Here is a 19,170-nt window from a genome sequence, read left to right as displayed (position 1 = left end):
AGGGTACATCACCCTCGCATCAGGCTACCCAATCGTAATGTCCTGGCTTCGCCCAATCGACGAATGGTTTTCGGAGGCCATTCTCCGGCACGAAGCCGATTTACTGCGGCAGGCGCGCCGCTGGAGCGCGAATGAAGACGAGGTCCGCGATCTGGTACACGAGGCCTATGCCCAACTGCTTCAGCTGACCGCCTGGGACCAGATCCTCAACCCCGCCGCTTATGCTACGCAGATGATCCGTAACATCGCGCTGCAGCGGCTCCGCCGTGCGCGGATCGTGCCCATGCGCCAGTTCGCCGCGCTTGAGGAGACGGAGCATGCCGACCCCGCCCCCGACAGTTTCGCAATCGCCGCGGGCCGCGACGAACTGCGCCGCATGATGCAGGCGATCGAAGCCCTCCCCCCGGCGAGCCGGCGCGTCGTGCTGCTGCGTAAACTGGAGGCGATGGCGCCGCGCGACATCGCCCAACATCTCGGCATCAGCCTGTCGACCGTCGAAAAGCACCTCGCGCGCGGCATGTTGCTGGTGGCGCGCGCGCTGCACGGCGCCGATACCGTACCGTCAGCACGCGCACCAAAGCGCTTGGATGACGTGATCCGCCTTAAGGCCTGAAGATATTCTGGCGATGGCATGGCGGTTTTCCTCGCGCTAGGGAACGATCAGATAGAGCGTAGCGGCACGAATTCGAGAGCAAAACTTTGACCACGAGCGAGCGGCAGGACAGGATCGAGGCGGAAGCCGCCGACTGGCTGGCCGCGCTCGAGACTGGCCAAGCCGATACGGCCGCGTTCGAGGGATGGCGCGCGCGCGATCCGGCGCACGCCATCGCGATGCTCAGGCTAGCGCACGCGTGGCAGAGGCTCGACCGGCTCCGTGATGCCCCGTCCGCAGGGGCAACGGCTCAGCCACAACACCGTGCGGCTTTGCCGCGGCGTCGCGCGCTCGCCGCTGCGGCGGGCGCGGTCGTCGCGCTGGCGGCGGGCGGCGGGTTGTTGGTCGCCACGCAAGCTGCAGCGCAAACCGTCGAGACCACAGTTGGCGAGCGCCGCCGCTTCTATATAACCCCACGCATCTGCCTCGACCTCAACACCGCGAGCGAGTTGCGTTGGTGGCGCATGGGCGACGCGGTCGAGGTGAGTTTGCTACGCGGCGAAGTCTCGCTCGACCTGTCGCCGGGCGCGCCGCGCTGCACGCTCGACGTGGGGCGCGCGCGGCTGCAGATCGACCGTGGGCATTTCATCGCCCGCCTGCGGTCGGCGGAAACGGTCGATGTCGTCGCCATTGCTGGTGCCGTCAGGCTGTTGCCCCGACGCGGCGAGACCGGCGCGACGAAGATCCCAGAACGCGCGAAACTGGTAGTGTCCGCTAGTGGGATCGCGGCGCACCCGGTGTCCGATACCGAAATTCGCGCATTGTCGGCATGGCAGGAGGGTGAATTGCTGTTTGACGGAGAGCCGCTGTCGGTCGCGGTCACCGAATTTAACCGCTATTTGCCTACGCCAATGGTGTTGGAGCGGCCAGCAATCGGCACGGTGCGGCTGGGCGGCCGATTTCTGACCAACGATCCCACCGAATTCCTGAAATCGCTGCGTCTCAACTTTGGTATCCAATCTCGATCGGCACATGGCGGAATTGAACTCTATAGATAAAGCAGCTTTTGGAGCAGCGAAACGGCGAGCTCGACCGACTTCCAGCCCCTCGGGTGGACTGTTCCGCTTCCCAGCTTCGGACGTTCGTTCGTCTCAATGTTGCTGGCCGCCTGCATCTGAGTTCAGCCATCTGAACGTTTCAAATTGGCCATCCATATCGCTCACGTCATCACCGCATCTCCAAAAAGGGGCGTTGGATCACGTACGGTCCACAGACCCCCTCGCCGCTCGCTGCCCCCCAGTAGACGGACACCAAAGTCAAAAAGACGGATAGCAGGTCATACTGCCCGCGCGGCAGTTGACAGAAAACTCTACTTAGGTTGAGTAGGCGCATGGGCCGTAATCGTCGACCATCGAAGCAGATGCTCCTTTTGTTGGAGGCGCTGTCTGCGCGCACTCAGCAGTGGCGTCACGGCTACGATCTGATGAAAGAAACCGGGCTCCTGTCGGGAACGCTGTACCCGCTACTCATCCGCATGACCGACCAAGGGCTCGTCGAGGCCGAGTGGCGCGAGCCTGAACAGCTTGGCCGCCCTGCGCGCCATGCGTACCGTTTAACGAATGCCGGCGTGGCATTTGCGCGGACGGCGATACCTGCCGGTCCGACCATCTTCACCAAGGCTTCCTTCGCATGACAGCAGCTGTGTCGCGGGCTTTGCTGTCATTGGCTAGTCGGACTCTCGGCTCGGATCGCCGAACGTGGGCAATGGCCATGGAAGCGGAGTTCGAAGCCGCGGTCGAAGATCGGCGTCCATTCCTGTTCGCTCTCGGCTGCCTGTTCGCAGCGTGGCGCGAGATGGGGAAGCACAGCGAAGGACGCCTGACCCTCGCGAACTACGCGCTCGCCCTGGGATTACTCATCCCGATGGCGGCTCTGCAGTTCCAGCAGGCGGTCGGCTTCCTGACCTCGGCCGAAGGTCAGGCTTTCGGCACGTCAGGCTTCGGTGCCGGACCGAACCCGTACCTGATCTGGTCTCAGAACAGCGCCATCCCGATATTGCTGATCATTAGGCTTCTGCTTGGCATGGCGCACCTTTGTCTTGCGTGGATGCTCGTGGAGGGAGACTGGTCGCGCGCCCTGAAGTGCGGCACGCTGATCGCGGCGGCAATGATCACGCTGTCGCTGTTCACAGGCGTATTGATGCTCGATTTGTCGCCACTGAGGGTGCAATTCTTGAAGCTGGCGATCGAGTTGGCCGCGGTGGTATCTATCTCGCGGTGGCACATTCGAGTCTTGTCAGACGGTTTGCCCGAACCGCTTGCCCGGTAGCTTGTAGATGCCTTTCAATGATCCAGGCGATCGGCTGGAGCTACGCCTACCCAATTGACTCTTAAGTCTACATATGTTGCTCTCTGCTCACGACAACGGTGCCGAGGTTCAACGCTGAAGGTGCACGAAACGCCGGCTAGGTATGTGCGAGCCGGAAGGGGAGCAAAGATGCGACGTGTTATCAGCATAGGTCTCGTTGCGGCCAGCACTGTCTTGCTCATTGCTCTTCTCGTCTTCCTGCGTAAGCCGGTCGTTGATGCCGGCGAGGCCGGCCTATTCGCCAACGACTGCTGCGGCACGGTAAAGCTCGCCAATGGTGAGATGCTAATCAACGATCAGCAGACCGTATCATACAGCGTCGCTATAGATGCAGATGGGCCCTACATCCTGCCCCGGTTTGATGTCGGCATTGTAGCCGATCAGGGGCTTGACGTGGACGGAACCCGATCGGTGCGCAAGCTGCGGCTAGACAGGCTACCTGCGCCGACCAGAATTACGATATATGAAGGTTCACCCTATGTTTTTACTAGGTCGACACCTCGTCTTCGCAAGTAAACCCAAGTGGCCGATCATCAACTTGAATGATTTAGTAAGACTCAACTTTTCTTAACTCTTAAATCTACATATGTCGTGACGATTTTCCGGAGGAGGCGGCTATGCTTGCAATCAGGGACCTCAGCCATGTCTATACCAACGGCACGCGTGCGCTCGATCACGTGACTCTCTCGATCCCTGCGGGCATGTTTGGCCTGCTGGGCCCCAACGGCGCGGGCAAGTCGACGCTGATGCGGATCGTCTCGACCCTGCAATTGCCCACGTGCGGCAGCGTTGCGTTCGAGGGCACCGATGTCCTCAAGGAACCGGGGGCGCTGCGCCGGACACTGGGCTATCTGCCGCAGGAATTCGGCGTGTACCCGCGCATCTCCGTGTACGACATGCTCGATCATATGGCCGTACTGAAAGGCCTCTCCATTCGCGCCGAACGCAAGGAGACGGTCGAGGCGCTGCTCCACCAAGTCAATTTGTGGGAGGTGCGCAAAAAGGCGTTGGCCGGCTTCTCGGGCGGTATGCGCCAGCGCTTCGGTATCGCGCAGGCGCTGATCGGTAATCCCCGGCTGATCGTCGTGGATGAACCCACCTCCGGTCTCGACCCGGAGGAACGCAATCGCTTCCTCGACCTGCTCGCGGGGATCGGCGACGAGACCGTGGTGATCCTTTCCACCCATATCGTCGAAGACGTCGCGGATCTGTGCCCGCGCATGGCGGTGCTGGCGAACGGCCGCATTGTGCTTGACGGTGCGCCTCAGGACTTCATTGCCGAACTGAGAGGACGTGTCTGGCAGAAGACCATCGATCGCGCCGTGTTGGGCGACCATACCGCCGCGCACCGGGTTATTTCGTCCCGCTTGCTGGCGGGCCGAACCATTATTCACGTCGCATCCGACACCTCGCCCGGCAACGGGTTTATCCCAGCCGCAGGCAGCCTGCAGGACGTCTATTTCTCCACGCTAGACGCTTTGCGCCGCGCAGCCTGAGAGGAACAGAGACGGTGTTTCTCAAAGTTGCCAGATTCGAGGTTCGCTACCAAATCCGCAATCCGATCCTTTGGATCGCCGTGCTGCTGTTCGCGGCACTCGTCTTCGCCGCAACAATCGGTCCTAATTCCATCGGCGTACCCCAGCGCGTTCAAAAGAATACGCCATTTAAGGTCGCTCAACTCTACATGGCGCTATCGGTACTCTACATGTTCGTTTCGGCGGCCTTCGTCGCGAACGCGGTCGTGCGCGACCAGGAGACCGGCTTTGCCCCTATCCTGCGGACTACCCCCATATCGAAAAGTCCGTATCTGCTAGGCCGTTACGCTGGCGCTCTCTTCGCAGCAGCGCTGAGTTTCCTCGCAGTTCCCGTGACGCTGTGGCTCGGGACGCAGATGCCATGGGCAGATCCAGCGCTGTTCGAGCCGAACCGCCTGGCCGCTTATCTCCTGCCATTTCTTCTGTTCGCGCTGCCCAATTTGTTCGTGGCTTCAGCGCTGTTCTTCGCGCTCGCGGTGATGACGCGCTCGATGGTCGCCACCTATGTCGGCGTCATCGCCCTGCTGATGTTCTGGGGAGGGGCGACCGTCGCCTCGCAGAGCGGCGGCCATAAGCTGCTCACCGCCTATATCGACCCATTAGGTCTCGCTGCGCTCGCGCAGGCTACGCGATATTGGTCCCCGGACGAACTCAACACGCTGGGCACGCCGGTTCAAGGCGTGGTGCTGTGGAACCGGATCATCTGGATCGCCATCGGCACGGCCTTCCTCGCGCTCGCCCACGCCCGCTTCCAGTTCACCGAACGCGTTCCGCGCGGAGCGCGTCGCCGTCGCATCGAGGCCAAGCAGGTCGGTACAGCCGCAATCGCCAGCAAGGGCGGTGGCAAGGATATTCCAAGGATCGAGCCGCACTTCGGTCACGCGACCGCCTGGGCTCAACTGCGGGTCCGCACGCAGCTCGACATGGTCCAGATATTTCGCAGCCCGGCCTACCTCGTTTTGTTGGTGCTCGGTCTGATCTTCTCGGTAGCCGGTCTGCGAGACCTCGACCCGGCGTGGGGCACCCCTTCCTTGCCAGTGACGCGGCTGATGATCCAGCTGCTCGACGACAATTTCAAACTCATTCCTCTCGTCATCGCTATCTATTACAGCGGGGAGCTGGTCTGGCACGAGCGCGACCGGAACATTCACGAGATCATCGGCACGACCGCGATACCCGACTGGGCCTATGTCGTGCCCAAGGTCCTCTCGCTGGCGCTAGTGCTGATCTCGACGCTGTTGGTGAGCATGATCGGTGCGGTAACGATCCAGCTTTTCGGGGGCTACACGCAGCTGGAGCTTGATCATTATCTTCTCTGGTACCTGCTGCCCAACGCTGTGGACTATGTACTGATCGCGATCCTCGCAGTGTTCGTGCAGGCGATCAGTCCCCACAAGATCGTCGGCTGGGGGTTCATGCTGATATTTGTGGTCTCGCGATCGGCTCTCCCGGTGCTTGGTCTGCAGGACCATCTCTATACCTATGCGCAGGGACCGGTCGTCCCCCTCTCCGACATGAACGGGCAGGGCCGATTTTGGATCGGTGCTTGGAGCTTTCGCGCTTATTGGGCAGCACTCGCTCTTCTCATTCTGGTGCTAAGCCATGCGCTGTGGCGACGCGGTGCCGAAACGCTGCTGAAGGTCCGGCTGAAGCGCGTGCCACACCGGCTGGCAGGCCCGGCGGGCGGCATATCGGCTGCCGCGATCATTGCCTTTGTCGGGCTCGGCGTCTGGTGCTTCATCAACACACATGTCTGGAACGCGTATCGATCCTCGCGCGATGACGATCGGTACCTAAGCGGGCTTGAACGCCAATTGCTGCCCTATGCGAGAACGCCTCAGCCCACGATCACCATGGTGCGTGTGAACGCCGAACTATGGCCTCACCAGCAGAAGCTGGTGTCGAACGGCACGCTCGATCTCGTCAATCGGCAAACGGTACCGCTGACCGAAGTCCATCTCCGGATGCGCTCGCGCGACACCAACTGGACCGCGCTAGATGTCGCCGGCGCAACGCTCGCCAAGGATTATCCCGCTTTCCAGTATCGCATCTACCGCTTTGCAACGCCTCTGGCCCCGGGCGCGGTGACGCGCGTTACCTTCACGACCGTCCACCATCAGATCGGCTTTCGCAATGAAGGCAACGATGTGGGCGTGGTCGACAATGGCACCTTCGTAGACAATTTTGAGCTTCTGCCCACGATAGGCATGGATCGCCACGGCCTGATCGAGGATCACGATACACGGCGCAGATATGCCCTGCCGGTGCTAAGCCCAGCCGGAGTGGGCGACATTTCGCAAACACGCTACAATCGACTGCGTAGCGACTGGGTCAAGACCGACATCATCCTCACCACCGATGCCGATCAGACCCCGATCGCCCCGGGCACCAAGATTGCAGACGGGATCATCAACGGGCGTCGCACCGCGCGCTTCATAACCGACGTGCCGATATTGAATTTTTTTTCGCTACAGTCTGCCCGGTATAAAGCGCGGCACATCCTGCATAAGGGCGTCGATCTAGCCGTTTATTATGATGCGCGGCACTCCCGCAACATCGACCGGATGCTAACTGGGTCCGCGCATGCCCTTGACTTATACCGCTCCGCGTTCGGGCCCTATCAGTTCCGCCATGCACGCATCGTCGAGTTCCCGGCTTACCGGAGGGGCGCGCAATCCTTCGCCGGGACGTTCCCCTATTCCGAAGGTCTGGGGTTCATCGCCGACTTTCGGGACAAGACCATGCTCGACTATGTCGGGCGGGTGGTCGCGCACGAGTCGGCGCACCAATGGTGGGGGCATCAAGCAATCCCTGCGGACATGCAGGGAGCGTCACTGCTGGACGAGACGCTTGCGCAATATTCCGCGCTGATGGTGATGCAGAGAACCGGTGGCCGCGATCAGGTTCGTCGCTATCTCAGGCATGAGCTCGACACATATCTGTCCACGCGCGGCTTCGAGACCGCAGAAGAGTTGCCGCTCAGCCGAGTTGGAAACCAGCCCTACGTCTATTATCAAAAGGGCGAACTGGCGATGTATCGCCTCCGCAATGTGCTCGGCAACGAACGCGTCAATGCTGCGCTAAGGCGATATCTCTATCGCTTCGGGTCCCACCCCGCGCGGTATCCTCGATCGCTCGACTTGATTGCAGAATTCCGCAAGAATGCCAGCTTGGCGGAGAACGAGTTGATCACCGATCTGTTCGAGAAGATCACGCTGTATGATATCAGGACCACAGCAGCCAAGGTCCGCAAGTTGCCCGACAGTCGCTATGAAACCATTCTGACTGTCGAGGCCCACAAATATCACGCTGATGGAAAGGGAAAGGAGACCGAGACACCCCTGGCGGAACGTATGAATTTCAGCTTGTTGGCGGCGAGGCCCGGAGCAGGCCCCTTCGCCGCGCAGGATGTGCTCTCGACACAGTCTATCGCTATCCGTGTCGGGGTACAGCAGATCAGACTGATTACCTCGGTCAAGCCGAGCTATGCGGGTACGGATCCCTTCGACGTTCTGATCGACCGCAATTCCGACGATAATGTCATTGCGACCACAGGATGACGCCCAAGGCACGCAAGCTATCACGTTGCGGCACACCGGACGCACACTACCGAGATTAGGAGTCGAGCAGTACAAATTGGCGACGAATAAAACGCCACCCCTTCCCCCCGCCTCTTCGTGATCCACTTAAACTATAGCTCTCGATGCGGGCGGCCAGAACCGGACCGCGACCAGACGAGTCGTAATGCTCGTCGCGCTCATCGATTATGGTACCGCGGTGCTTGACCCAAAATGCGACATTCGGGGCCTTTCTGCGAGTTCGTGAAAGCAGGCAGTCCTTCTGGCCGGCCAAACCCAAGCCTGTCATCAAAATGTCGTTCAAGGCGTCTCTTGCGAGGCGGCAAGCCGCCTTGAAGCACCCACTGCGTTCTGCAACGGGGCGGTCGGCATCAACGCTGATTTGCAACTTGAACGCGGCAATGCCGCCGCCATGTATTGCCGCAGCAATCAGGAGACCGTTGGAACCGCTATGACGACCACTGAAACCACGCCCACCGCCCGTTCCTTCGAAGCTGACGTCGCCAAACTCCTGCACCTGATGGTGCATTCGGTGTACTCGGATAAGGATGTGTTCCTGCGCGAACTCATCTCAAATGCGGCGGATGCGTGCGAGAAGTTGCGCTACGAAGGGATCAGCGATCCAGCGCTTCTAGGCGGCGATAGCCAGCCGCGTATTCTCGTCACCCTCGATCCCGACAATCGGCAGCTAACGATCGACGACAATGGCATCGGCATGAGCGAGGCCGAAATGGTGGATGCGCTCGGCACGATCGCGCGGTCCGGCACCAAGGCGTTCATGGACCGGATCGCGGGTGCAAAGGATGCGGGCGAAAGCCAGCTGATCGGGCAGTTCGGCGTTGGCTTCTATTCCGCTTTCATGGTCGCCGACCGTGTCGAAGTAACGTCGCGTCGTGCCGGCTTCGACACCGCGACGGCTTGGTTGTCAGATGGCCTCGGCACGTACACGGTGCAGCCGATCGACGTTGCTGACGCGCCGGAGCGCGGCACGCGCGTGCTGCTCCACCTGAAGGAGGACGCCGCCACGTACACCGACCCCTTTGCGGTCGAGCGCACGATCAAGGCCCAGTCCGGCCACGTGCCGGTTCCGATCTTCCTCAAGGAAAAGCCCGATGCCGAGGAGCAGAAATCGGTATCCGATGGTGCCGCCTTGTGGACCCGCCCCAAGAGCGAGGTCACGGCCGAGGAGTATCGGGATTTCTATCGCACTGTCGCCGGCCAGTATGACGCGCCCTCGCTGACGCTGCACTACCGGGCAGAGGGACTGCACGAGTACAACGTGCTCGCCTTCGTGCCTGAGACGAAGCCGTTCGACCTGTTCGATCCCGATCGCAGCGGGCGCATGAAGCTGTACGTCCGGCGCGTGTTCATCACCGACGATGCGCAGATCCTGCCGCGCTATCTACGCTTCGTGCGCGGCCTGGTGGACTCCGCTGACCTCCCGCTCAATGTTTCGCGCGAGATGATCCAGGAGAGTCCCGTACTCGCTGCCATCCAGAAGGGTGTTGCCAGTCGCGTGCTGAGCGAGCTGGACAAGCTCTCCACTAGCGACCCCGAACGGTACCTATCCTTGTGGGACAACTTCGGCGCGGTCCTGAAGGAAGGTCTCTATGAGGATTACGCCCGGCGCGTGACGTTGCTGGGCTTGGCTCGCTTCAGAAGCACGGCCGTTGATGGGGGATGGCGCTCCCTCAAGGACTACGCAGCTGACCTGCGGGAGAACCAGACAGCGATCTACTATGCGACGGGTCAGGATCTGGAGCGCCTGGCATCGTCGCCGCAACTCGAGGGCTTTCGTGCGCGAGGCATCGAGGTGCTGCTGCTGCCCGATCAGATCGACAGCTTCTGGGTAACTTCCGGTGTCGATTACGAAGGAAAGCCGTTCAAGTCCGTCACGCAAGGATTGGCCGATCTCAGCCTTATCCCGCTGCCGGAAGGCGAACTGCCGGCCGAGCCTCCGTCCGAGGCCATCGGTAGCTTCATCGCTTTCGTAAAGGCGACGCTGGGTGATGCCGTGTCGGATGTGCGCGCGTCAGAGCGCCTTACCGAAAGCGCAGTCTGTCTCGTAGCACCCGACGGCGGCATGGACCTCCAACTGGAGAAGCTGTTGGCCGGTGCTGGGCAGGTCGGCGGCAAGGCGAAGCCGATCCTGGAGATCAATCCGCGCCATCCGTTGGTGGCGCGGCTCAGCACCGCAGGCGAAGCGGATCAGTCACTGCGCGAAGATGCCGCCCATCTGCTGTTCGACGAGGCGCGCATCGCTGATGGAGACCTGCCGCTTGATCTGCGCGCCTTCTCTGTTCGGCTCGGCCGGGTACTCGGACGCGGGCTGAGCTGACAAGGGCTTCATGGCGCTTCTCATCGCTTGATGAGAGGCGCCGGCCGCCCCGAGAGCAAGTAAACCCAAAATCGGACGCTCACGCCCCTTCCCTCGCTTCCCGGCTTCAGACATTCATTCACCTGCACGCCCGTATTTTTTGGCGTCGGACATCCGTCATGGACGCCTTGGTTGAAGTATTGAAGTATTGCGGACCGTTCGCAACTTAGGCTGGAGCATCGAGCGCCGTTTTCTTCGCCTTAGGCGCCACCCGTTTCCGCGCATCCGTCCCTATTGATGCGCCCGGAACGTCACCCCTATCGTACGCGGATCGCTTGGCGTGGCGAGGATTAGCCCGGAATTGCCGGCCTGGATCGTGACGTTCTGAATATAGTCGCGATCGAACAGGTTGCGGGCGAAGACCGCGAGCTCCCAGCCCTTGTCGCTGCGATAGCCGACGCTGCCGTTGACGACCGTATAGCTGCCGATCGTCGTGAAGCGCGAGCCGGTCGGGTCGCCGAACTGCTTGCTGCGATGGTTTGCATCGGCATGCGCGAACACGCTGCCGCCAAGCGCCGCAACCGGGCGGAGATAGTCGCCGCCAACGGTGTACGACCATTTCGGCAGACCCGGCAGGCCCGTTCCGCTCAGGTTGCAGGGGGCCACGGTGTTGCCGATCAGCTCGATCGGGCATGGGCCGGCAGGGTAGCGGGCGTACTTGCCATCGGCATAGGCGACCGAGGCGCGCAAGGACAGTTCGCGCGTGACCGCCGCAGCGGCGTCCGCCTCGACGCCCTTTACCGTCACGCGCGGGATGTTGGCGAGGTAGGTGCGCAGCGCCGCCGCGGCGCGCGTATCGCTGACGTTGGTTTGGAAGTCGGTGACGCGGGTGTAGAAGCCGTCGATGTTGAAGGTCAGCCGGTTGTCGAACAGGCGGGTCTTCACGCCGACCTCATAGGCGGTGTTCTTCTCCGGCCGGACGACGGCGGTGCCGATCGCTGGCAAATTCTGATCGTTCAGCGGCAGGCCGGACATGTTGATGCCACCCGACTTCTCGCCGCGCGCATAGCTCGCATAACCAAGCACGGCGTCGGTCACCTGCCACGCGATGTTGGTGCGACCGGTCAGGGCGCCGTCATCGACCTGCGCGGCATAGGTCTGGCCGCGCAGAATCGAGAGCTGGGCGTTGATCAGCGCGGTGTTGGTGATCGCGGGTCCGCCGAACACGAACGTGTCGTAGGTGCCGGTCTTGTGCTCATAGGTATAGCGCAGACCGCCGGTTAGGGTGAGGCGATCGACCAGGCGCCAGTTGACCTCGCCGAACGCCGCATAGCTGTTCGACTGGAAATCGGTGCGGCCATCGGTGCCATAGCCGTCGAGCAGGTTGGCGGGCACCGGGGTGGCGTTTGCGCCTGTCGTCGTGCCGATCAGGTAGCGCGCGGCGGCCGGACCGTAGATCGAGATCGGCCGTCCGACGACGCGCTGGCGAAAGAAATACAGACCGCCGACATAGCTGATCGCGTGGTCGCCATTGGAGGCGAGCCGGAGTTCCTGGCTATACTGGTCCTGGCGCGACGGGATGTGCTGTTCGATCTGGATCGGGATGCCGGTATAGTCGCGATCGTTGGCCGCATCCCAGTTCCAGAAGCGCCATGCGCTGACCGAGGTCAGCGTGGCGCCGCCGAGGGTCCAGTCCGCGATCGCCGCGACGCCGCCTTCGTTGGTATCGACGCCGAGCGGCGCATCGATATCGGTCACGCGGTCATAGGCGTTGGTGCTGGGCGGCGTGTAGTTGAACTGTGCGGCAAGGCCGGTCGGTCCGGCGAACTGCCGCGTGGCGGTGCGCGCGACATCGCGGGTGGCGACGCGGTAATAGACCTGCGTGCAGCAGTTGCTCTGGAAGTTGGTGAAGTCGGCGCTGAGCTTCACCTGGAACATCTCGGACGGCTTGAACAGCAGCTGCCCGCGGACCGCTTGGTTGCCGATCTGGTTCTGGTCCCGGCCGGTGCGGACATTGTCGATGACGCCGTCGCGGCGTGTCGACACGCCCGATACGCGGAACGCCAGCGTATCGCTGATCGGACCCGATGCGGCCGCCCTGACCTGGACGAAGTTGAAGCTGCCGATCGAAATCTCCTCGCTCGCTTCCGGCGTGAAGGTGGGGGCGCGGGTGGTGATGTTGATCGCGCCAGCCGTGCTGTTCTTGCCGAACAGGGTGCCCTGCGGCCCGCGCAGAACCTCGACCTGGCCGATGTCGCTGAAGTCGAACGCCGCGGTCGCGGGACGGGCGTGGTAGACCTGGTCGACATAGAAGCCGACGCCCGGCTCCAGCCCGTCATTGGCCTGGCTGACCGCGACGACGCTGCTGCCCAGGCCGCGGATCGTGAAGGCGGTATTGCGGGGGTTGGCCGAGCTGTAGTTGAGCGTCGGTACCAGCTGCGACAGTTGCTGCGTGTTGACCGTATAGGACCGGTCGAGCAGCGCGCCGCCAACCACGGACAGCGAGCCCGGAATGCGCTGCGCGTCTTCTGCACGACGGCGAGCCGTGACGGTGATCTCCGGCAGTGCGGCCTTGTCCTCGTCCGCGAAGGCGGCGGTCTCGGCCGACGGAGTAGCCTGGAGCCCCGCCCGATCCTGCGCGAACGCAGGAGTAGCAAGCGCGATAAGGCTGACGGCGCAAAGCAGGTAACGCATCGGAATTCCCCTTGTCGACCGGCACGCGACTATCGCACGTTACGCCGAGTCTATATCCGGCCATATACAGCCATCAACCGATAGGAAAAGACCTTGTTGGCCACCCCGCTGATTTCACTGCTCGCGCTTGCTTCCGGTCCGCAGGCAATGCCCTCGATGGACCATTCAGCGGTCGCATGCCCGTCGACACCGGTCCCGCTGCCCAGCGGCTTGGAAGGATGGGGCCGCCGACAACCGGTTCGCGCAGGCGGCACCGTCAGTACGGCCACCACCGTGGCGCTTGGGTCCGGCGTAACGGCTACGTTGCTGCCGACGCTGCAGGTCACCTACGCCGTCCCGCCGCACAAACCCGGTGAACCGGCGAGCAGCGGCGGGATGTTTGCGTTCTCGGTCCAGACGGCGGGTCGGTACCGTGTTGCACTAGGCTCTTCGGCTTGGATCGACGTTCTGAGCGGTACAACGTCCGTCACGTCGGTGGCGCATGCGCACGGACCGGACTGCACGGGCGTCCGCAAAATGGTCGATTTCGATCTCGCGCCGGGCCGCTACCTGCTGCAAGTCGCGGGCAACGGCGGTGCGACGCTGCCGTTGATGGTCGTCAGGCTGAAGTGACGAGCGGTCACGAGGTCGACCATCGAACGCCCCAGCGATGAACCTTATCCCGGATCGACAATTATATCCGTTGAGATATAGATGGTCTATCGACGGACGGGTAAGGGCATGAAGATCAGGATCGACATGACGGGACTGCGCTATGGTCGCCTGGTCGGCGTCCGTTTCGCGCACAAAAGCCGCAGCGGCCACGCGCATTGGCTTTTCGCCTGCGATTGCGGAAACGAAGTCGTAGCAGCGGGTGGCAATGTCAGGTCGGGCAGCACCGCGAGTTGCGGCTGCCTGCACCGCGAGATCAGCGCCGCGCGCCTGACCGACCATGGTCATCGCGCACGGCAGCGCCACAACGGCACCTATCGCGCATGGCAGCGCATGAAGATCGAGCATGAACCAGGAGCGATCTCGCCGGTTTGGTCAGCACAGTATGTCCGCTTTCTTGCCGACATGGGCGAGCGCCCGGCGGACACGGTGCTAGAGAGGATCGAAAAGTCCAGGCCATTCTGCTCGGCCAACTGCCGGTGGTCATCCGTCGCATCCCGCGCGGAGCGGGCGACGGCGGGGTGGCGGACGCGACGCGGTGACGCCGCGCGTCAGTCTTCCGGCTTGATGGCGGCGATCAACCGGTCGAAATCTGCGCCCGCGGCTGCAGCAACCATGCGCGCCTCGATTCCCCGGTAGCTGGCGAGCACGTCCTCGCCGAACGGCGTCAACTGCGCACCGCCGGTCTTGCCACCGCCGACGCGGGTCTCGACCAGCGGCTCGATCCAGGCTTGGTTAAGGCTATCGACGAGCAGCCAGATGCGCCGATAGCTCATCTTGAGATCCCGACCGGCCGCCGAGATCGAGCCCGTGCGTGCGATCGCGTCGAGGACCAGCGCCTTGCCCGGTCCAATCGCTGGATCGGATCCGCGGAGTAGCTGGACGTTGACCTTCAGCGGGCCATCAATCGCCACGTGGGCGCTCCCGGCCGAAAGCGCGATCCGCGGCTGCTAGCCCCGGTCGATGTCGAGTCGCTTCGTGGATATCCGAACCGACCCGCACATCATTTTCCAATCAGGACGTCGCTTGCCTTGACGAACACGGTCACCTGATCGCCTTCACCCAGTTCCAGGTCGGCTATCGCCTCTTCGGTGATGTTGGCGGTAATGATGACACCGTTGCCGATGTCGACCTTGACCGACCCGTTCACGGCCCCCGGACGGATGCTGGTCACCCGACCGGAAATCTGATTGCGTGCGCTGATTTTCATGCAGCCGCTTTATCGAATGCGGGGATTGGGGGGAAGCGCGTTCGCTACAGGCCCCCATCCGACGTTCTCGAAACCGAACTTAGCGGAGAAAGCGTCGCGCCGGAGGTGTCAAATAAAGTCGAACTCGTCCCTCCCATACAAAGCTATTGCCGCGGAGCGGTTTCAGCTTGCGAGGCATCGCCACTCCGCTAGGGCGGCGGAGCGCCGTTCCTTGTAGCTGGGCTGATCAATGAGGTGGCGTTTCGATGTCGAAGTGGTTGTTGAATCATGCGTGGACAGAGGCGAGCTTTTGCAAGGTCTTCATCTGTCGGAAGCGCGACATGGCACCCTCGTCATCGGAATGGTAGGTGCGAGTTCTCGACCCGTTATTGGCCCAGAGACATACCTCCTGCCGCTCGGCATTGCCCAGCTCGTTCATCGCGGCTTTGTAAATCGTAGGCCATCGGTCGTGATGATCGCAGGGGCTTCCGTGCCGCTTCAGTGCTTGCCGCATGAACGTGAGAGCGGCAACCTGGTTTCGGGTCACGGTGACGAAGGATTGGAGCACTTCGCCCTCGTGATCGACGGCGCGCGACGGGTAGCGCATCTTGCCTCGATCTTCACGTACATCTCGTCCAGGTGCCACTGCCGGTGACGAGATGAATTAGCGAAACGGACGGCAGGTTTGCGCGGGCGGGGCAGATGCGGCCCATACCCACCCTCGCTAATTATCGGTGCACTTTGTCTGACATGCCGGATTAAGGGCGCAGGTCAGGTCGCCGCGGCGAGCGGCTTCTCCGTTGCAGGTTAGAATTTAACCACTTCACGACTTACGTCATGCTACGTTCTACCGGTATGTCAGGGTGAATAAGTACCCAATTCGAGAAACGGCTCACTTATGGAAGCGGAGGTTTCAATCATTGGCTATGCCCGGGCCGGCGCATGGCCGGCCCGATGCTTGTCATAGCCCGACGGTGAGCTTCAGATAGCCGAACTGGCCGGGGACATCGTAGGTCGTTGGATCGAAGTTGTTGAGGCTGCAGGTGATGCAGGCCGGCGGATCGGAGTTGAACACATTGTTGACGCCGGCGGAGATGCCGAAGCGCTTGCCCATGAACAACGGCGTCAGGCGGAGCTGGACATCGCCGTAGAAGCGGCTGTTCAGCCGGTTGTCGGCCCCGCTTTCGACGACGCCGTCGATGTAGCGGCCGGTGAACGAGGCGCCGAACCAGCCCGACTGCCAGTCGATCGTCGCGTTGCCCTTGTACTTCGGGAACGCCTGGTCGGGGCTGCCCCGCTCGGTGCCCTTGCGGTCGAGTACGACGAAGCCGTTCGACGCCGACAGCACGTACTTCAGCAGCCGTGTCGCATTGAGCGAAACGCCGAAGCTGCCGATGCCCGTCTCGGGCGTACGGTAGTTCGCGGTAAGATCGATGCCGCGGGTGTGAATGCTGTCGAGGTTCTGCAGCGTACCGGTGATCTGGTTGATGAAGCCGTTCGCGGTCCGCACCACCAGTGCGCAGCTTGCCGCATCGCCCCTCAGCGCGCAGTTGTTGAGCGTCACGTTGGGGTCGAATGCAGCGATCGCCTGACGGACGCGGATGTCGTAGTAATTGGCCTCGACGTTGAACAGGCTCGCGAAGCCGCCGTTGCGCGCCCATTGCGGCGCATAGACGATCCCCGCGGTGATATTACGCGACTTTTCGGGACTGAGATTGCGGTTGCCCTGCGTCAGCACGGGCAGCTGGCCCGGATCCTCGGCATAGCTGCCATTGGCGGGGACGCCGTCCGCGACGCAGTTGGCGCGGACCGTCGCGTTGGTCTGGAACTGGCCGGTCGATGCGCTCGAACACGGATCGGTGACTGGCAGATCGAAACGCGACCGGCCGCCGAACAGCTCGCCCAGGCTCGGTGCGCGGAAACCGGTGGTGTACGACCCGCGGATCAAGAGATCCGCGACCGGCTTCCACAGGCCGGTGCCGGTATAGGTCGTGCTGCTGCCGCTCAGCGAATAGTTCGCATGCCGCACCGCGCCGTCGACCTCGAGCGAGGCGAAGAACGGAACGTCCTTCAACAGCGGGACGCGGAGTTCGGCATAGACTTCGTCCGAGTTGTAGCGACCACCGGCTGGCTGCGCGGGGATGTCCGCGCCAAGACCGGCGGAAACGATCGGATCGGGCGTGAAGCTCGCGCTCTGGATGCGATGTTCGTAACCGATTGCGACCGCGACCGCGCCACCGGGCAGGTCGAACAGCTCGCCGCTGACGTTGAGGGTATAGTCCCAGAGGTGCTGGTCGCTCTTGTCGCGTTCGGTGAAGCCGATGTAGTTGAGCATCGCGGGCGTGATCGAACCGGCCCCGCCGAACAGGTTCAATGGCACGCACCCGCCGGTGCAATTGGCTACCGGCCCGATCGCCAGCGCGACCAGATCGGCGCGCACGTTGCCGGTAAAGCTCTGGTGCGCATCATTGAGGCCCAGCGCTGCATTGGCATCCCAGTAGAATTTGCGGGCGCCGACGTTGAACGAACCGTCGAGCGTGGCAGTCCCCGCGAAGGTATCGACCTGCTGGTTGAAGGTCCGCTGCCCCGCCTCGACCAGACGGCGGGCGATGAAGGAATAGTTGGCGGTCCGGCCGTTGAGGGTGCCGTCCGAATTGACCCCGGACTCGAGCGTCACGCCGTAGGGGTTGAACGGATTGGTCCGGTCGATGCTGAGCGTGTCGAACAGGCTGCCCGCACCGTTCCCTGCATCGGGGCCGATGAACAGCGGTTCGAACGCGGCCTGGTTCTGCGAATTGCGTCGGTTGTACGAGGTCTTCACGCGCAGGTTGGTGCCGCCGCCAAGCTCCTGCCGGAAGCTCATCCACGCGCCGTAACGCTCGGATGGCGTGAGCAGGTAGTTGAACGGCGCGAAATTGAACCGGTCCGCGGCAGTGAACGGCCGCAGTTCGGCACGCGTTGGGGTCGCATCGGGCGGCCCACTGATCGTCTGGTTGCCAAAGCTCGTCAGGAAGCGGCCATTGACCGCGGCGCTGCTGCACCCGCCGACCGGGTCGGTACAAGCGGTCTGCCCCGGGTTGGGGAATTGCGAGATCTTGCGATCGCCCGAGCGCACGGCCTTCTGGTTAACATAGCTGGCGCCGAACACCACGCTGGTGCCGCTGCCCCGGCTCTGGATGCCATAGCTCGCATCGAGGTTGTAGGTATGGCCATCGCCCGCGCGGAACGTACCGAACTGGCCCGACAGTCGAAGCCCCTCCTGCCGCTGCTTGGTGATGACGTTGACCACGCCCGCGATGGCGTCCGACCCGTATAGCGGCGACGCGCCGGCCTGGAGCACCTCGATCCGGTCGATCATGCTGGCGGGGATGGTGTTGAGATCGACCGTCGAAGGGATGCCGCTGCCGCTCGTGCCGTTGACGTAGCGCAGGCCGTCGACCAGCACGAGCGTCCGCTTGGCGCTCAGGTAGCGCAGGTCGATCTCTGCCGCACCCGCGCCGACGCCACCGCCGTCGGGCGGGTTGCCGAGATTGCCCGAGTTGTTGACTTTGGTGTTGAGCCCGCCCGATGCGCTCGGCAGGCGTTGCAGGACATCAGCGACCGAAGTCAGGCCGGTCCGCTGGATCGCCGCGTCGTCGAGGGTGATCACCGGCGAAGTCTGTTCGAGCGGGTCGCGACGGATGCGCGATCCGGTGACCACGATCTCCTCGCCCGGCTCTCCGGGCTGGGTCGCCTGGGTCAACACCGCGCCGGTTTCCTGAACGCCACCGCCCTGCCCATTCGCGTCCTGCGCAAAGGCAGGTGCGCTCACCAAGGCGATGCTCATCGCCGCAACGGCGATCCCCGAATAGAGAAGCTTGGTCTCGCGCATCATATGTCCCCCTGAACATTTGGCCGCAGACCTGCGGCACGCATCACGACGTGAGACAATCAGTCAATTGGACCGCAAACAAGCCGTTCCAGAGTTGCAACCCGGTTATGGACTTATTTTCGTGTCACACTGTTGCAACACAGCGACAGCTACAATTGCGATAGGCGCCTCGACGGGCTTAACGCTGTCGCCGCCGAACTCGACCGTCCCCCAGCGCAGACCGCCTTGGCATAGGTGATGGCCCGTCCGGGCATTACTTCCACGCTAATAGGCACTTCCACGCTAATAGGCGCGACGCGGCAAAACCAGCTGGAGAGCAATATTGCAGCAGTGGGGATTTCGTTAAGCGGTGATAAGATGCCCCGTCTCGGTGACG

15 protein-coding genes are annotated in these 19,170 nt (G+C 62.5%); 10 read left to right on the top strand and 5 right to left on the bottom strand.

Features of this window, described 5'->3' with window-relative positions:
• Positions 1 to 37 precede the first annotated feature (37 nt).
• The 8 genes from SJY20_RS05010 to htpG all read left to right on the top strand — a co-directional run bounded on the left by SJY20_RS05010 (position 38) and on the right by htpG (position 10,410).
• On the top strand, positions 38 to 613 hold the full coding sequence (locus SJY20_RS05010; protein ID WP_380785493.1) for an RNA polymerase sigma factor: 576 nt from the start codon (positions 38 to 40) through the stop codon (positions 611 to 613).
• A gap of 86 nt (positions 614 to 699) precedes the next feature.
• Entirely contained in the window at positions 700 to 1,650 is a 951-nt protein-coding gene (locus SJY20_RS05005) for a FecR domain-containing protein (RefSeq protein WP_380785492.1), read from the top strand.
• Positions 1,651 to 1,982: 332 nt separating this feature from the next.
• Positions 1,983 to 2,285, top strand: coding sequence for a PadR family transcriptional regulator (locus SJY20_RS05000; protein WP_380785491.1), 303 nt, complete (start codon positions 1,983 to 1,985; stop codon positions 2,283 to 2,285).
• Positions 2,286 to 2,356: 71 nt separating this feature from the next.
• Complete coding sequence (locus SJY20_RS04995; RefSeq protein WP_380785490.1) at positions 2,357 to 2,920, top strand: hypothetical protein; 564 nt, start codon at positions 2,357 to 2,359, stop codon at positions 2,918 to 2,920.
• A gap of 168 nt (positions 2,921 to 3,088) precedes the next feature.
• Entirely contained in the window at positions 3,089 to 3,475 is a 387-nt protein-coding gene (locus tag SJY20_RS04990; RefSeq protein WP_380785489.1) for a hypothetical protein, read from the top strand.
• Between the two features lie 101 nt (positions 3,476 to 3,576).
• Entirely contained in the window at positions 3,577 to 4,455 is an 879-nt protein-coding gene (locus tag SJY20_RS04985; RefSeq protein WP_380785488.1) for an ABC transporter ATP-binding protein, read from the top strand.
• A gap of 14 nt (positions 4,456 to 4,469) precedes the next feature.
• Positions 4,470 to 8,054 (top strand): M1 family aminopeptidase, encoded by a 3,585-nt coding sequence (locus SJY20_RS04980; RefSeq protein ID WP_380785487.1) that lies wholly within the window; start codon positions 4,470 to 4,472, stop codon positions 8,052 to 8,054.
• A 469-nt stretch (positions 8,055 to 8,523) separates the two neighbouring features.
• Positions 8,524 to 10,410 carry a molecular chaperone HtpG gene (gene htpG / locus SJY20_RS04975; RefSeq protein WP_380785486.1) on the top strand — a complete coding sequence of 629 codons (1,887 nt, stop codon included), beginning with the start codon at positions 8,524 to 8,526 and terminating at the stop codon, positions 10,408 to 10,410.
• A 270-nt stretch (positions 10,411 to 10,680) separates the two neighbouring features.
• Here the strand turns inward: htpG and SJY20_RS04970 are convergent, their stop codons facing one another.
• Positions 10,681 to 13,083, bottom strand: a complete 2,403-nt coding sequence (locus SJY20_RS04970; RefSeq protein WP_380785485.1) for a TonB-dependent receptor — start codon at positions 13,081 to 13,083, stop codon at positions 10,681 to 10,683.
• A 96-nt stretch (positions 13,084 to 13,179) separates the two neighbouring features.
• On the opposite strand from SJY20_RS04970, the gene SJY20_RS04965 reads away from it, so the two are divergent.
• The gene (locus tag SJY20_RS04965; RefSeq protein ID WP_380785484.1) at positions 13,180 to 13,695 is read left to right on the top strand and encodes a homogentisate 1,2-dioxygenase; all 516 of its coding nucleotides are present in this window, start codon (positions 13,180 to 13,182) and stop codon (positions 13,693 to 13,695) included.
• Positions 13,696 to 13,803: 108 nt separating this feature from the next.
• Entirely contained in the window at positions 13,804 to 14,373 is a 570-nt protein-coding gene (locus tag SJY20_RS04960; RefSeq protein WP_380785483.1) for a hypothetical protein, read from the top strand.
• Here the strand turns inward: SJY20_RS04960 and SJY20_RS04955 are convergent.
• From SJY20_RS04955 to SJY20_RS04940, 4 genes are all read right to left on the bottom strand, one after another.
• Entirely contained in the window at positions 14,286 to 14,648 is a 363-nt protein-coding gene (locus SJY20_RS04955) for a winged helix-turn-helix domain-containing protein (RefSeq protein WP_380785482.1), read from the bottom strand. The two genes, SJY20_RS04960 and SJY20_RS04955, sit on opposite strands and share 88 nt — an antisense overlap.
• 89 nt (positions 14,649 to 14,737) lie before the next feature.
• Entirely contained in the window at positions 14,738 to 14,944 is a 207-nt protein-coding gene (locus tag SJY20_RS04950; protein WP_380785481.1) for a molybdopterin-binding protein, read from the bottom strand.
• A 265-nt stretch (positions 14,945 to 15,209) separates the two neighbouring features.
• Complete coding sequence (locus SJY20_RS04945; protein ID WP_380785480.1) at positions 15,210 to 15,530, bottom strand: DDE-type integrase/transposase/recombinase; 321 nt, start codon at positions 15,528 to 15,530, stop codon at positions 15,210 to 15,212.
• A gap of 354 nt (positions 15,531 to 15,884) precedes the next feature.
• A complete protein-coding gene (locus SJY20_RS04940) occupies positions 15,885 to 18,794 on the bottom strand; it encodes a TonB-dependent receptor domain-containing protein (RefSeq protein WP_380785479.1) in 2,910 nt (969 codons plus the stop codon).
• Between the last annotated feature and the right edge of the window lie 376 nt (positions 18,795 to 19,170).

The organism is Sphingomonas sp. R86521, assembly GCF_042466235.1.
Lineage (GTDB): Bacteria > Pseudomonadota > Alphaproteobacteria > Sphingomonadales > Sphingomonadaceae > Sphingomonas.
This window is presented reverse-complemented; position numbering and strand designations above follow the sequence as displayed.

What these genes read in the sequence shown, in the direction of transcription:
- SJY20_RS05010 (WP_380785493.1), top strand. Translation starts at nt 38, where the DNA reads ATGTCCTGGCTTCGCCCAATCGACGAATGGTTTTCGGAGGCCATTCTC.
- SJY20_RS05000 (WP_380785491.1), top strand. Translation starts at nt 1,983, where the DNA reads ATGGGCCGTAATCGTCGACCATCGAAGCAGATGCTCCTTTTGTTGGAG.
- SJY20_RS04995 (WP_380785490.1), top strand. Translation starts at nt 2,357, where the DNA reads ATGGCCATGGAAGCGGAGTTCGAAGCCGCGGTCGAAGATCGGCGTCCA.
- SJY20_RS04990 (WP_380785489.1), top strand. Translation starts at nt 3,089, where the DNA reads ATGCGACGTGTTATCAGCATAGGTCTCGTTGCGGCCAGCACTGTCTTG.
- SJY20_RS04985 (WP_380785488.1), top strand. Translation starts at nt 3,577, where the DNA reads ATGCTTGCAATCAGGGACCTCAGCCATGTCTATACCAACGGCACGCGT.
- htpG (WP_380785486.1), top strand. Translation starts at nt 8,524, where the DNA reads ATGACGACCACTGAAACCACGCCCACCGCCCGTTCCTTCGAAGCTGAC.
- SJY20_RS04970 (WP_380785485.1), bottom strand. Translation starts at nt 13,083, where the DNA reads ATGCGTTACCTGCTTTGCGCCGTCAGCCTTATCGCGCTTGCTACTCCT.
- SJY20_RS04960 (WP_380785483.1), top strand. Translation starts at nt 13,804, where the DNA reads ATGAAGATCAGGATCGACATGACGGGACTGCGCTATGGTCGCCTGGTC.
- SJY20_RS04950 (WP_380785481.1), bottom strand. Translation starts at nt 14,944, where the DNA reads ATGAAAATCAGCGCACGCAATCAGATTTCCGGTCGGGTGACCAGCATC.
- SJY20_RS04945 (WP_380785480.1), bottom strand. Translation starts at nt 15,530, where the DNA reads ATGCGCTACCCGTCGCGCGCCGTCGATCACGAGGGCGAAGTGCTCCAA.
- SJY20_RS04940 (WP_380785479.1), bottom strand. Translation starts at nt 18,794, where the DNA reads ATGCGCGAGACCAAGCTTCTCTATTCGGGGATCGCCGTTGCGGCGATG.